At 38.0% G+C, this 13,780-nt stretch carries 10 protein-coding genes, 2 tRNA genes and 1 riboswitch; of the genes, 9 read left to right on the forward strand and 3 right to left on the reverse strand.

The window, feature by feature from the left end:
* Positions 1–188 precede the first annotated feature (188 nt).
* The 7 genes from HXT46_RS02830 (at position 189) to HXT46_RS02860 (ending at position 7,804) form a co-directional block, all read left to right on the forward strand.
* Positions 189–1,103, forward strand: a complete 915-nt coding sequence (locus HXT46_RS02830; protein ID WP_009994092.1) for an L-lactate dehydrogenase — start codon at positions 189–191, stop codon at positions 1,101–1,103.
* Between the two features lie 185 nt (positions 1,104–1,288).
* Positions 1,289–1,909: an FtsB family cell division protein gene (locus tag HXT46_RS02835; RefSeq protein ID WP_174190611.1), complete on the forward strand. Its 621-nt coding sequence runs from the start codon at positions 1,289–1,291 to the stop codon at positions 1,907–1,909.
* 60 nt (positions 1,910–1,969) lie between these two features.
* The gene (locus HXT46_RS02840) at positions 1,970–3,598 is read left to right on the forward strand and encodes a DUF501 domain-containing protein (RefSeq protein WP_162861361.1); all 1,629 of its coding nucleotides are present in this window, start codon (positions 1,970–1,972) and stop codon (positions 3,596–3,598) included.
* A 41-nt stretch (positions 3,599–3,639) separates the two neighbouring features.
* Positions 3,640–3,723: transfer RNA gene (locus HXT46_RS02845), tRNA-Leu, on the forward strand.
* Positions 3,724–3,934: 211 nt separating this feature from the next.
* A complete protein-coding gene (locus HXT46_RS02850; RefSeq protein WP_004111815.1) occupies positions 3,935–5,104 on the forward strand; it encodes a branched-chain amino acid aminotransferase in 1,170 nt (389 codons plus the stop codon).
* A gap of 181 nt (positions 5,105–5,285) precedes the next feature.
* Positions 5,286–6,041, forward strand: a complete 756-nt coding sequence (locus HXT46_RS02855; protein WP_004111813.1) for a trimeric intracellular cation channel family protein — start codon at positions 5,286–5,288, stop codon at positions 6,039–6,041.
* Positions 6,042–6,112: 71 nt separating this feature from the next.
* A riboswitch (Lysine riboswitch) is annotated at positions 6,113–6,304 on the forward strand.
* 51 nt (positions 6,305–6,355) lie between these two features.
* Positions 6,356–7,804: an amino acid permease gene (locus HXT46_RS02860; RefSeq protein WP_004138348.1), complete on the forward strand. Its 1,449-nt coding sequence runs from the start codon at positions 6,356–6,358 to the stop codon at positions 7,802–7,804.
* Positions 7,805–7,869: 65 nt separating this feature from the next.
* On the opposite strand, the gene HXT46_RS02865 is transcribed toward HXT46_RS02860, so the two are convergent.
* Both HXT46_RS02865 and HXT46_RS02870 read right to left on the reverse strand, forming a co-directional pair.
* Complete coding sequence (locus HXT46_RS02865) at positions 7,870–8,793, reverse strand: hypothetical protein (protein WP_421786278.1); 924 nt, start codon at positions 8,791–8,793, stop codon at positions 7,870–7,872.
* Between the two features lie 208 nt (positions 8,794–9,001).
* Positions 9,002–9,077, reverse strand: a tRNA-Asn gene (locus tag HXT46_RS02870).
* Between the two features lie 276 nt (positions 9,078–9,353).
* Between HXT46_RS02870 and HXT46_RS02875 the strand changes: the two genes are divergently transcribed.
* The gene (locus HXT46_RS02875) at positions 9,354–10,115 is read left to right on the forward strand and encodes a M23 family metallopeptidase (RefSeq protein WP_004111802.1); all 762 of its coding nucleotides are present in this window, start codon (positions 9,354–9,356) and stop codon (positions 10,113–10,115) included.
* A 94-nt stretch (positions 10,116–10,209) separates the two neighbouring features.
* Positions 10,210–12,024, forward strand: coding sequence for an AMP-dependent synthetase/ligase (locus tag HXT46_RS02880; RefSeq protein ID WP_004111801.1), 1,815 nt, complete (start codon positions 10,210–10,212; stop codon positions 12,022–12,024).
* A 6-nt stretch (positions 12,025–12,030) separates the two neighbouring features.
* Here HXT46_RS02880 and HXT46_RS02885 read toward each other — a convergent pair whose 3' ends face one another.
* The gene (locus tag HXT46_RS02885) at positions 12,031–13,749 is read right to left on the reverse strand and encodes a hypothetical protein (RefSeq protein WP_421786280.1); all 1,719 of its coding nucleotides are present in this window, start codon (positions 13,747–13,749) and stop codon (positions 12,031–12,033) included.
* Positions 13,750–13,780: the final 31 nt, after the last annotated feature.

Consider the following 13,780-nt stretch of genomic DNA (forward strand, 5'->3'; position numbering starts at 1 on the left):
TTGTTTAAGCTTTTTAAGCTTTGAGCTGAAGTTTATTTTCGGTCAGTCGCAATAAAATGCGGCTGGCCGTTTTTGTATATTTTCAATGATTTCTTAAAATTTTAAAAAAATTTTTCTAAAATTACTTTCATTATCTCCAGAATAGTGCTATTTTTATGAAAAACTAAAAACAGAAGGAGATGTTTCATATGAGAAAAGTCGCTGTTATAGGCATGGGTAATGTTGGTGCTGCAGTAGCCCATCAGCTCATTATTGGTGGTCACGTTGACGATTTGTATCTTTATGATTCAAATGAAGCAAAAGTTAAGGCTGATGCTCTTGATTTTGAAGATTCAATGGATAATGTGCCTTTTAACGTTAATATTACAGTAAATGATTATGAAGCATTAAAAGACGTAGAAGTAATCGTAAGCGCCTTGGGTCATATAAAACTTTTGGATGTTCCTCATCCAGATCGTTTTGCGGAGCTTAAGTATAACCGTAAAGAGGTTGCAGAAGTTGGTGCAAAAATTAAAGCTTCTGGATTCCATGGCGTTTTGATAGATATCACTAATCCTTGTGATGCTATTTGCCAGCTCTACAAGGAAGCTACTGGACTTCCATACGAAAGAGTTATTGGTACTGGCACTCTTCTTGATTCTGCCCGTTTGCATCGTGCTGTAGGAAAGTTCTTCGGAGTTCATCCTAAGGCAGTTAAGGGTTATAGTTTAGGTGAGCACGGCGATTCACAGTTCGTTGCATGGTCTACGGTAAAAGTGTTAGAGCAGCCAATTACTGATCCTGCTGAGGAAAAGAACATTGACTTGGATGCTGTTGATGATGAAACTCGCGAAGGCGGTTTCACTGTGTTCTATGGAAAGAAATATACCAACTACGGTATTGCTGCAGCAGCTGTTCGTTTAGTGAATGCTGTAATGACGGATTCTAGAGAACAGATGCCTGTATCCAATTATCGTGAAGAATATCATTCTTATCTTTCTTATCCAGCGATTGTTGGTCGAGATGGCATTATTGAGCAGTGCAAGCTTGATTTGACTGAAGAAGAGTTGCAAAAGTTGCAGCATTCTGCAGATACGATTTTGAGCAAGGCTCAAATGGAATAGTTGGGAATCTAAGTTTTAAAAGAATTTTGAGTATGATTTTGTGACCAGCTCCTATATATGGATAGCTGGTCACAATTTTTGTATTTTGGCGTGTATTTTGTTCATATTGTGTAATAATGATTTTTTAGGCTAAAAGTAAATATAAGGTGTATTTACACGTCGAATATTTAAAGTAACTTAGAAGTATGGTTTTGAGAAATCGCCGCACGGCAACAAGTACAGTTGATGAATCAAATCAGCCAAAGAAAAAAAGGCTGTTTTCTGGTTCGTTCGTATTTGTTTTTATGATAGTAGTGGCGTTTCTTTGTTCTATAGAATTTGTTTCAACAATTCGAAATTATGCGTTAAGCTTGGCTGAATTACACGCTTTGCAAAGAGATGAGTCTGCTCTAAAAGACAAAAAACAGGAGTTGGATAATAATATTGATCGTTGGAAAGATAAAGCGTATGTTACTGCACAAGCTAGGGATAGGCTAGGATTCATATTCCCTGGAGAGCAGGCTGTTAGAGTTGAACACCCAGAAGCTGTTACAGGAGTTGTGCCAAAATCATTTAATAAAGATGAATCACAGTATGAAGAAAGAAAAGCTCTTCCTTGGTATAGTGATTTGTTCTATTCTCTTCATAAAGCAGATAAGCCAGATGATATGAGTATGAAATCTCAAAACGATGACGTTAACGATTCTAATAAAGATAAGACTTATAAGCATAATAAAATGGATAAAAGTCGCCAGCAAAATGAGCATCAGAAAAATAAATCGTCAAAATCTACAGATAAGAAACAGAGTAATACAAGTAGACAGTAGTAAGAAAATATTAAAGTACTTTATTTTAAAATCATGCAAATGCATAGGGGAGTTAAAAACATGGATTTGAATATACAATCCTTAGTGGATAGTTTGTTGGAAAACCCTGCAAGTGATGCAGATAAAGACATTGTTAAACGTCAATTGGGAAGATTCCCTAGGGGCATGGTTGCAGTTGGAGCTAGATGCGCTTGTGGACGTCCTCTTGCTGTTATTACAAGACCATGCTTAGAAGATGGAACTCCTTTTCCAACTACATGCTACTTAACAAGTCCAGAAGCGGTTAAAGCAGCTTCGCATCTTGAAGCACAAGGTTTTATGAAGGAATGCAACAATTTATTGAATAATGACAATGATGTTGCTAAAAAATATGAGCAGGCACATAAATACTATTTAGAGTTTCGTCACGAATTAGCTATTCGATTAGAAGATAGTGAAGAGCATATTAAAGATATGAGTGCTGGGGGTATGCCTGTTCGTGTTAAGTGTTTGCATGCCTTGCTTGCGCAAAGTCTTGTAATGGGCAAAGGTGTGAATCCTATTGGCGATATGGTGTTAAGCAAGGTAAAAAATGAATTTGACCCTAATGTTTGTAAGTGCACTACTCCTTGGAGTGATGATGCTAATGAAATTGAAACTGAGAAATTATTAAATACAAAATCTTTTAGCACCAATACAATCATTGGAACTAATAAATCGGTTTGCGTAGCTGCAATTGACTGTGGCACGAATTCGATTAGATTAAAAATTGCAAAAGTTAATGCTAATGGTATGCGCGATGTTGTTCCTAGAATGCTTAGAGTTGTAAGACTTGGTCAGGGAATTGATGAAACGCATATGTTTGCTGAAGATGCCTTGCAGAGAGTTAAATCTGCTGCCAAAGAATTTGCAAAAGTGCTTAGCGAACACAAAATAGATGCTATTCGTTTTGTAGCAACATCTGCAACTAGGGATGCGCTAAATAGAGACATTTTTGAACAGATGATGTTTGATGAGCTTGGCGTACGCCCTGAAGTTATTAGCGGAACAGAAGAAGCTGCTTTGAGCTTTTTGGGAGCAACAAGTGTTGTTTCTAGAAAAGATTTGCAAGCCCCTTATGTTGTTGTAGATTTAGGTGGTGGGTCTACTGAGATTGTTCTTGGTGGAGACGGCGTGAATATTGCGGAAGATAAAGTGGATTCCGCGTATTCAATGAATATTGGTTCCGTTAGAATGACTGAGAGACACTTGCATACAGACCCTCCAACAGAAGAAGAAATTTCTTGTGCTATAAAAGATATTGACAAAAATATAGACGAAGCTTTTAAGCATGTTAACGCTGGTAAAGCTCGCACGATTATTGGTGTTTCTGGCACTGTTACAACTATGGCAGCCCTTGCTATTGGATTAAAGCATTATGACCATAAGGCTGTTGATGGAGTAAAAATCGCGTTGGATCAGGCGTATACAGTTAATGACAGGTTCTTGCATATGACAAGAGAACGTAGACGTACTTATGCCACTATTCATCCTGGAAGAATTGATGTTGTTGGTGGAGGTGCAGTTGTGTTGAGTCGTGTACTTGAACGACTTGCAAAAGCGGCGTATGAAGACCATGGTGGAGTTCTAGATACTTTTGTTGCTAGTGAGCATGGTTTACTAGATGGAATCACGTTAGATTTGGGTCGTAGAATTCTCGCCACACGCTGAGTTGTTTTTAATTGTATTATATGGCATAATAATTGTCTGTTGCCTCCGTGGCGGAATTGGCATACGCATCAGACTTAAAATCTGACGCCCTTACGGGCTTGTGGGTTCGAGTCCCACCAGAGGCACAAATGTTACGCTGCGAGTTTATTTTTTACGTATTTAATGTTAATTTTTTGTTGCAATTCGTAAGATTTTTGGTTTAATTAGTCTTTTTTCTATAAAAATATCTGTTTACAGTCTTGCGTTAATCGAGAATCGTACTAATCTATACCATTAATTGCAATAAAAGCAATAATAAAAATACAAGTAATATCGCAAATTAGGAAAAGAGACATAATGGCTGATTTAGAGGTTGCTCCAGACTTTAAAAATGCCTATGATTCTTACGATCATAGTGATTCTGATCTGTTGAACAAACTTGCTGGCAATTTTACTGTTTTGCCTAACGATAATCCTGTTTCGGATGCAAAGCGAGCAGAGCTGATTGATAAGCCTGCTTTTGGTCAGATTTTCTCCGACAATATGGTCCATATGTCTTGGACCAAGGGAGAAGGCTGGTCGGATAGACGTGTTGAGCCTTATGGGCCATTAAAAATGGATCCAGGTGCTTCTGTGTTGCATTATGCCCAAGAATGCTTTGAAGGTTTAAAAGCATACAAGCGAACTGATGGATCCATCTGGCTTTTCCGTCCAGATATTAATGCGGCACGATTCCAGAATTCTGCGAAGCGTTTGTATTTGCCAGATCTTTCTATCGACGATTTTATTGGATCTGTTGCAGCCTTAGTTAAGCGAGATAAAGAGTGGGTTCCAAGCCGACGCGAATATACTCTTTATATGCGTCCGTTCATGTTTGCTTCCGAGCCGTTCCTAGGTGTGCGAGAAGCTCATGAGGTTGAATATTGTGTTATTGCTTCTCCGTCAGGACCATATTTTAAAGGTGGCTTGAAGCCAGTTAGTATTTGGGTTGAAGATCAGTGGTTCCGCACTGGCCCTGGTGGTACTGGTTTTGCTAAGTGTGGTGGAAATTATGCGGCTTCCTTGCTCGGTGAATACAAGGGTATTGAACACGGTTGCGAACAGGTTTGCTTCGTTGATGCAGCAACTAAGACCTATTTGGAAGAGCTTGGTGGAATGAACGTGTTTGTTTTGCACAAGGATGGTCATTTGGAAACTCCATCTCTTACTGGTAGCATTCTTCCAGGTGTTACACGTCGTTCTATTATTCAGCTTGCAGAAGAAGCGGGTCACAAGGTTGTTGAAACTATGATTCCACTTCAGGGATTGCTTGACGATATTCGCTCTGGTGAGGTCACTGAAGTCTTTGCCTGCGGAACTGCTGCGATTATTACGCCTATTGGTCGCTTTAAGTCAGATGACTTCGATCTTAAGGTTGCTGATGGTGGAGTTGGTGAGTTGACTCAGGCTTTGCGTGATGAATTGCTTGGTATTCAGCTTGGAGATGTTGAAGATACTCACAACTGGATGTGGAAGGTGTGCGACTAGTTAAAAGCTGTTTAAGAGCTATTTAAAAGTCGTTTTAAATCCGTTAGAGTTTTTAGTATTTGGCGCGTCATTTTTTATATCTTATAAAAGGTGGCGCGCTAATTGTATGCTTAATTGGTTATAGGCTTATTAGGCGGATTTTGTTTTTTAAGTGTTTAACTAACCTTGGAAAGGAAATATTGTGGAAGGGGCTTTAGGAGATAACATTTTCTTCCTTGTTGTTGAATACATTGCTATGGGTTGCTGCGGAATGGTTGGCGGAATGTGGGCTATTCGCAAGAATTATGATATCTTTGCAATAATCACAACGTCATGGCTTACAGCATTGGGTGGCGGAATTGTTAGAGACGTTCTGCTTGGAGCTTTGCCGCCAGTTGGAATTGCAGATAGGGGATTTGTTTTTACTGGTCTTGCTTCGGGTGTTATTGTTGCTTTCGCTCATCTAGAAATTGATGAGTGGAAATGGCTTATGTTAACTCTTGACGCTTTAGCATTGGGGCTTTTTGCTGTAAATGGTACCGCTAAAGGCTTGGATTTTCACATGTCTGGAATGGCGTCTGTGTTTTTAGGCATGGCTACAGCTCTTGGTGGTGGATTAATTCGAGATATGGTTTTGAATCAAGTTCCTGTAATTGTTCGAGATAAGCATTGGTATGCGCTTCCTGCTGCAGTTGGGTGTGTTTTGACGGTATTTGTTGTAAAAGCACAACGTGCAGGATGTTTTGACGTTATTACAGAGATGATTTTAGATACTCTTATTGTTGTGCTAGTAGTTGCGATGCGATTAATGTCTGTAAAGTTTGATTTAACGCTTTTTGGTGCAATGAACCGCAAATCGCCAATAAAAATAAGTAAATATCGCAGACATAATGCATATAGTCGTAAAATTTCCGATAAAGCCATAAAAAATACAGAAAAAAATAATCAAAATAAATAGAAAATATAGTCTAATCTGAATAAATATCGGTTAGTGTCTAGAGTTTGTCTTTGCCTATCTCAATAATGAAACACATCGACCAGAGGTCGCGCTCAACAAGAGTAGCAATCATTAGCCAGAAAGAGGCGTTAAGTGATTTGCAAAAGGGGAGAGCGCCGAAGTTTGTAGGTTATTCTTTCTAGCTTACAAGCTGGGACTTGGCTTAATAAGCCAAGGACTGTCGCAGCAATTTTGGCAATTTGCTGCGGAGTGCTATCGACATGCATACTGTTGCCTGTTTACCTCTGTTTGAATATTGTCAAAAGGAGGAAACAATGAATAACAACAGTTCATCAACTACTGAATCTCAAACCGTTCATCGCGGTCTAAAAACACGCCATATTTCCATGATTGCTTTGGGTGGAAGCATCGGAACAGGCTTATTTGTAGCTAGTGGCGCAACAATCCACATGGCAGGCCCAGGGGGAGCGCTTTTAGCGTATGCTGCAATCGGCATCATGGTTTATTTTCTTATGACATCTCTAGGAGAGATGGCAACATATATGCCAATTAGCGGGTCTTTTGCATCTTATTCTGGAAAGTTTATTGATCCAGCTTTAGGATTTGCAATGGGTTGGAATTATTGGTTTAACTGGGCAATCACGGTTGCTGTAGATATAAGCACTGCAGCAATCGTTTTGCAATATTGGCTTCCTAATGTGCCAATATGGGTGTTTTCGCTAACAGTTCTTGTTATTATTCTTTTGATTAATATTCTTACTGTTAAGTGCTTTGGAGAAACCGAGTATTGGCTTTCGATTATTAAAGTTGTAACAGTTATTATATTCCTTGCTATTGGTTTGCTTACGATTGTTGGAATTTTAGGCGGAAAAGCACCATTGTTAAGCAACTTTACTCATAAGAATGCTCCATTTGCTGGCGGAATCCCAGCTGTTTTAGGTGCGTTTGCTATTGCAGGATTCTCGTTCCAGGGAACAGAGCTTATTGGCATTACAGCAGGTGAATCTGCAACACCAGATAAGAGCATTCCAAAGGCTGTAAAGCAAGTGTTCTGGCGTATTGTTTTGTTCTACATTCTTGCAATTTTTGTAATCGCATGCATCATTCCATACACAAGCCCAAGTTTGCTTGGATCGGAAGCTAGCGATATTTCTATAAGCCCATTCACTCTTGTATTCCAGCGCGCAGGATTGGCGATTGCAGCCACAATCATGAATGCCGTTGTGCTTACATCTGTTATTTCGGCAGCAAACTCTGGAATGTATGCTTCTACTAGAATGCTTTACGCCCTCGCAAAAGATAATCACGCTCCAAAGATGTTTGGAAACGTAGATAGAAGAGGTGTTCCAATGCAATCTTTGGTTGCAACGTTTGTTGTAGCTCTTTTAACATTCTTGATGAGTATTTTTGGAACTCAAATTTACATGTTCTTAGTTGCTGCAAGTGGTTTGACTGGATTTATTGCATGGGCAGGAATCGCAGCTGCGCACTACAGGTTCCGCAAAGCGTATATTGCTCAAGGAAAGTCTTTGGACGATCTTGTTTATAAAGCTAAGTGGTATCCATTCGGTCCTATTGTGGCTCTTGTATTGTGCATTTTGGTTATTGTTGGTCAAGATCTTGAATCGTTCCACACGCTTAATTGGCAAGCAATCGGCATAACTTATATGTCTGTGCCGCTGTTCATTGTGCTTTATGTTGGATACAAGATTAAGTACCACACTAAGGTTATTCCGTTAGATCAAGTTGATTTAACAAAGTGATTAGAATATAAAAAATGCGCTCAGTGATTTGCTGAGCGCATTTTTTTATTGATTAACAGAGGTTATTATTTGTCTCCGTCGTTAGAAATTTTAGGATCTGGCTGTTCCTTCTTTTTCTCTTCCTCTTCCGTCTGCTTTCTTTCTTCTTCCTTCTTTTTCTCTTCCTCTTCCGTCTGCTTCCTAGCTTGTTCTTCAGCTTGCTTCTTAGCTTGTTCTTCTAGCTGCTTCTGTAGATTTTCGGCAGCATCCCTAATTCGCTTTCTTCTTTCTAATTCTAAACGTCTCTTTTCTGCATCAGCCTTTGCGTTTGCTTTAGCTTTAGCAGCTTGTTCGTCAGCTTGACGCTTTGCTTCTTCAATCTTTTTCTGCATGGCGTTATCTGCTTGAACTTTTTCTTCTTGAGTAGGAGGAATATTTTGAATAATAATATTCGGCTTACGCTTTACCTTAGGAGCTATACGAATAACAGGAGCAGTAATCTTCTGCAGTTCCTTCTGGCTTTCTTCAGCCTTCTGCTTCTCCTGTGCATTCGCTGTAGTATCTGTAGATGCTGCAGAAAGCTTATCAATCATTGCAGAAGTCACTCCACGAATACGCTGAGCATTGTCAGAATACCATTGAGTTGCAGCTATAGCTTGAGCTCCCTGAGACCCTAACTCTTCTGGAGAATTAGCATTGCATACAACTGTTTCTGGCAAACGCTGCTTCAAAAGCTTAGCAAGTAATTTGCCATTTTCTGAGTTATCTTGAGCAAAAGAGATAAGAAGAGAATTTTTAGTAAGTTTTTTCCATGACTGGCTTGCTTTGCTAACTTGTGCAACCTTAATTTCGCACTGTTTTCTAGCTTCTTTCATACGAGACGAGTGCTGAATGCTCCAGCAAATACCACCAACGCCTAATACTAAAGCTAATACAATGACGCCAGCAACGAGAATTATCATCTTCTTTTTATGGCCATTATTTGTGGCTTCGGAGATGTTTTCTAACATGTATCATCCTCTGTTTTTATCAATCTTCGCCAAGAATTGCTTTTTGCAAAACAACACTTGTAGTTTACGCCAAACTAAGTACGTGATCCTTGTAGTTTGTAGCATTTTTGATGATTTGCAGGACAAGCAATATTATTTGCGATTCATTAGAATACAATATTCAAATAAATTCAAAACAAAAAACCACCAGGTTCGCTGGTGGTTTTCTTGGCTCCTGCGGCTGGGCTTGAACCAGCGACCATTCGATTAACAGTCGAACGCTCTGCCAACTGAGCTACGCAGGAATATCCTCTGTGCTTGGCTGTGTGCCGTGCACAAGACATTTATATTACACGGAATTTTATAATATGCAAATATAGCGTGTTTGGGCGTGTCGAAAACTCGTAATCGTTGGAATACCAATGATTTGCATGCTTTAACCACATTGATAAAAAAGTGTTCCTAAAAAAAGAATTTTGTGAAAAACTTTCAAATATAAGTAAAAACCTTTAAATAATGCAGATTTTCGCTGTTGAAGCATAAAACAAATTTGATTTATGAAAGGAGAAAAATAAAATATCATGAGAAAAATATTTGATTTAAAAATGCTTAAGCCCAGAATCTTAAAAGTCAAAAAATTTATATTAAAACAAAAATCACAGTTTGTTAGAATACTGATTTTTATGATTCTGATTGTAATCATGTTGATTATTCATAGTTGCATAAATCCTACAATAAACAAAAGTATTGAGTATGAATATTTGCAATCGAATCAAACTGATTATAGTGTGTCTTCATTTGACTCTGGTTGCATAGAAAAATCTTTTGTAGGTAAAAATCAAAAAATAGTCGCGAATACAGTTAGTCAGGCTTCAACAGCTTCAACACTAGAAGAAACTACAAATTGTAAATCAAGGATGGTATGGCCAGTAAAAAATGTAAATATTATTAAAGATTTTGATACTCCAGCAAAGCCATGGCTCGCTGGTCATAGAGGAGTTGATTTGCGAGCAGAGGAAGGAACTGAGCTATATGCTCCATCAGATGGAATAATAAATTTTGCTGGACTTGTGGCTGGAAAATCTGTTGTAACAATCAAACATGGAGTTTTGTCTTCCACATTTGAGCCAGCATATACAGATTTACCTGTTGGAACAGTTGTTAGAAAAGGTCAATTTTTTGGTTACGTAACAGTTGGATCAGATCATTGTGACAATTTGTGTATTCAATGGGGTTTAAAACGAAGAGACAGGACTTATGCAAATCCAAGGAAAATGGTAGCGAAAAAACGAATAATTTTAAAACCAAAAGAAGAGACAAAAGAAGAAAAAAATAGTCTGTAAAATGTGTGTCGTATAGTGTAATAAGAGTCTTGGGCTTAAGACATTGACCTAAGATTATTACATAAGATTTTCTTAAACATATTAGGGAGCGAATATGCAAAAGTATTCTCGTAATCTCGATGAGAAAATTGATTACAATGCAAACATTTTTTCGCTTCTTGAAAGTCGCGTAGAACGTAAGCCGAACGATTCATTGGTTGAGTATGTAGGACGCGACGGGGAATGGAATTCCTACAGTGCTAAAGACTTTAAAGATTTGGTTATATCGGTAGCAAAAGGATTCATAGCACACGGTGTGATGCCGGGAGATACTATATCGATAATAGCGCATACTTCATGGCAGTGGACTGTGCTTGATATGGCAATAATGTCTATAGGCGCGTTAACAGTGCCAATTTATGAAACAAGTTCTGCAGTGCAAATAGAAAATATTATTAACGATTCTAGAGTAAGCATGATTTTTGTTGAAGATGAAAATATGCGTGAAACTGTGGAAATATCAAAGAAGTCATGTCCAAGCCTTAACGATGTCTATGTATTAAGCAGAGACGCAATAGATGCGCTAATTGAGTATGGAAAAACAGTTACAGACTCAGAGTTTTATGAAAGAGAAAAAGCTGTTAAAGGCGATGATCTAGCTACAATCGTTTACACATCTGGATCTACAGGAGACCCGAAAGGTATAGAACTTTCGCACGGAAATTTTGTGTTTATAGCGAAATCTGGAATGCTTTCCATGCCAGATATAGCATTAAAAGGCAAACCAAGACTTCTTTTATTCCTTCCTTTAGCACATGTATTTGCAAGATTTATGCAGTTCTTCTGTTTTGCGGGAAATGTAACACTTGGATTGTCAAGCAACCTTAAAACAATACTAAGTGATTTTAAAAGTTTTAAACCAACTTTCATACTTGGTGTACCTAGAATATTTGAAAAAATCTACAATGCTGCCTCTCAAAAAGCTGGTAGAGGAGTAAAAGGATTTATATTTGCTCAAAGCGTAAAAGTGGCAAAAGAATGGTCAAAAGCTCAACAATCGGGGAGAATGATTTCGCCAATGCTGGCTATAAGCCACTCCTTATGTAAAAAGCTCGTTTACAACTCAATTTTGCAAGTTTTTGGAGGAGACGTTGAATATGGTGTTTCAGGAGGAGCGCCATTAGACAAATCGATTTCGCATTTCTTCAATGGCATGGGATTGCCAATTCTCGAAGGGTACGGAATGACAGAAACATGTGCTCCGTCAATGGTAAATCCAACGAAAGGCTATAAAATCGGAACAGTTGGTTTGCCAGTACAGGGAGTGTCTGTAGCAATAGATGATGAGGGAGAGCTTTGTATTAAAAGTCCCGCTGTTTGCAAAGGATATCATAATCATCCAGAGATAACTGAAAAACAAATAGTAAATGGATGGTTGCATACAGGAGACTTCGGATCTTTAGATTCCGACGGTTTTGTAAAAATTACTGGTCGCAAAAAAGATCTGATAATAACAGCTGGCGGGAAAAACGTTTCACCTAGCATACTCGAAGCATCAGTTATGACTTCTTCAATTATTTCTCAATGCGTTGTTATTGGAGACAGAAAACCTTTTATCTCTGCGATTATTGCGTTAGATCTTGCAGAAGTGAATTCTTGGCTGAAATCTCGAGGAGCAAGCCCAGTGCGCTCGCTGGAAGAGGCAAGAAAAAATTCAATCGTCATAAGTTCCGTAGAACAAAGCATAGTTAAAGCAAATTCTAATGTTTCTAGAGCAGAATCAATCAGAAAATTTGAGATTGTTCCAGATGCTTTTACTCAAGAAAATGGTTTAGTTACACCAAGCCTTAAAGCAAAGCGCAATGCGGTTATAGAACGTTATAACGATCTTATCGAAAATAAGATTTACGCTCCAAGACCAAGAAAATAACGTACTTTACAGTCCTGCATCTGCAAGAGTTACGTATCCAGGGTCAATCAAAAGAGCTTTAAGATTAGTTGCGCTTACAGCGAGAATTGGTTCTGTTATTACAGGTATATCTTTTTCTGATCCACTGTTATTTACAAAAATAGAAATATCTTCGAGTTGAGATAATTTTCCATTAACATTTAGAGAACTACATTCTTGAGCAACATCAGTAGAGATTTTCTGAATGTTTTCGATAGAAGTCATCCATTGCTTTCCATTTACAAGATTTGGTAAAGCATCTTTGTAAGCGCCGTAGCCAGTAATAACAGGCCATTTTGAGTCGTTTAACAATTCATTCGCTGAATCTTTAAGCTCAGAATCTTCAGTATTTTTATTCTCTTTATTGGATTCAGATGAATTCAAATCATTATTTTTTGTGCTAGATTTTTGTGATTCATTATTTTTCGCAGTAGAAGCAGGCGTTGGAACCTTTTTCTTAGTCAAATTTCGTTTTCCTATAAAGCTTCCGATTATATCTGGAAGAGTAAAGGAAGGGTTGATATCCGCAGAGCTTCCCTTATACCCAAGGTCTTCAAGAGCTTTTTCCACTTGCATAACAACTTGATCATCTAAAGCAATAATGCCATCTACGTGTTTTGTGGAAGTTGTTCCGTTATCATTCTTTATTACTAATCTCGAATTAAGTTCTGCCTTAACAGAGTCAGAATTATCTGCGTCGAAAGCAGCATTTTCCCAGTCATTCTCTGTTGAATCCTTACTAAGTTTTCCAGAAGGTGAAATCATTAATCCAGATGCGAAATAAGGTTTTAGAATTTTCCAGATTCCAGCAAAAGCAAGTCGCGCGAATTCATCATCAAATTCTTGAATTTTGGAACTTGAATTATCAGAATCTGAATTACCATGAGTATTTACTCCAAAATGCATATGAACATCTTGTTTTTGATTGTGGCAAGGCAAAAGTACTTCTACGCTTTTTGGATTATCTTTAGAAGCCTGATTTAATGCTAATTTTTGCACAAGAGTATACGCTTGAATTTCTCCAATGCTCTGAGCAGAAGAAAGTTTGAAGAATGCATCTGGCTTAAAATCTCTAGTAAGCCTAGATAACATAACAACATGCATGCCAGCTTTTTTAGCCAAATTTAATGACGATGTAAGTCTATTTTCTGCTTCCTCTTGTGATTTTAGATCTTCTTCTTTTAGTTGCTCTTTAGGTGTTGTGGGTTGAGTGACGTAATCACCATAATTATTATTACCGTTTTTATTACTCCAAGGAGCAACAACAATAGTCGTATTAGAAAGTTGCTTTTTTACGATGCTATGGATATCTCTGATACTTGTTTTCTTGTTTTTATTTTTAGAAGAATTTTTTGTTTTTAAAGATGTAATCATGCTTACAACGTAATCTTGAATATCTTGACTTTGATCGTATAAGCTGCTGGACGATTTAGTAGTAATAGAATTTTCTGAAAATCCTTGCTTTTTTAACGATTTTACTATTTCTGGAACAAGATTATCCCATGTACTTAATGGAGTTTTTCTACTTAAATTTAGACCATCAGAAGGCGTAAAAACTATAACGTTGCCGTGATTCACTTGAGGCTTTGCGCTAGGCGATGCGTTTTTTGCATTGCTCGATCCGCATGCGCAAATCGCAAGAAGCATTGTGCTAGATACTAAAAGAGCAATAGTTTTGCGCAAAATATGCTTATGCGTGCGAATCATAGTAGTTAAGGCCTTTCGTAAATTTTAGTTT

The organism is Gardnerella sp. DNF01204 (assembly GCF_049244145.1).
Classification (GTDB): Bacteria; Actinomycetota; Actinomycetes; order Actinomycetales; family Bifidobacteriaceae; genus Bifidobacterium; species Bifidobacterium vaginale.

Bases quoted from the DNA above. Each gene is read 5' to 3' on its own strand.
- HXT46_RS02850 (WP_004111815.1), top strand. From the start codon at position 3,935: ATGGCTGATTTAGAGGTTGCTCCAGACTTTAAAAATGCCTATGATTCT.
- HXT46_RS02835 (WP_174190611.1), top strand. From the start codon at position 1,289: ATGGTTTTGAGAAATCGCCGCACGGCAACAAGTACAGTTGATGAATCA.
- HXT46_RS02885 (WP_421786280.1), bottom strand. From the start codon at position 13,749: ATGATTCGCACGCATAAGCATATTTTGCGCAAAACTATTGCTCTTTTA.
- HXT46_RS02880 (WP_004111801.1), top strand. From the start codon at position 10,210: ATGCAAAAGTATTCTCGTAATCTCGATGAGAAAATTGATTACAATGCA.
- HXT46_RS02865 (WP_421786278.1), bottom strand. From the start codon at position 8,793: ATGTTAGAAAACATCTCCGAAGCCACAAATAATGGCCATAAAAAGAAG.
- HXT46_RS02840 (WP_162861361.1), top strand. From the start codon at position 1,970: ATGGATTTGAATATACAATCCTTAGTGGATAGTTTGTTGGAAAACCCT.
- HXT46_RS02830 (WP_009994092.1), top strand. From the start codon at position 189: ATGAGAAAAGTCGCTGTTATAGGCATGGGTAATGTTGGTGCTGCAGTA.
- HXT46_RS02875 (WP_004111802.1), top strand. From the start codon at position 9,354: ATGAGAAAAATATTTGATTTAAAAATGCTTAAGCCCAGAATCTTAAAA.
- HXT46_RS02860 (WP_004138348.1), top strand. From the start codon at position 6,356: ATGAATAACAACAGTTCATCAACTACTGAATCTCAAACCGTTCATCGC.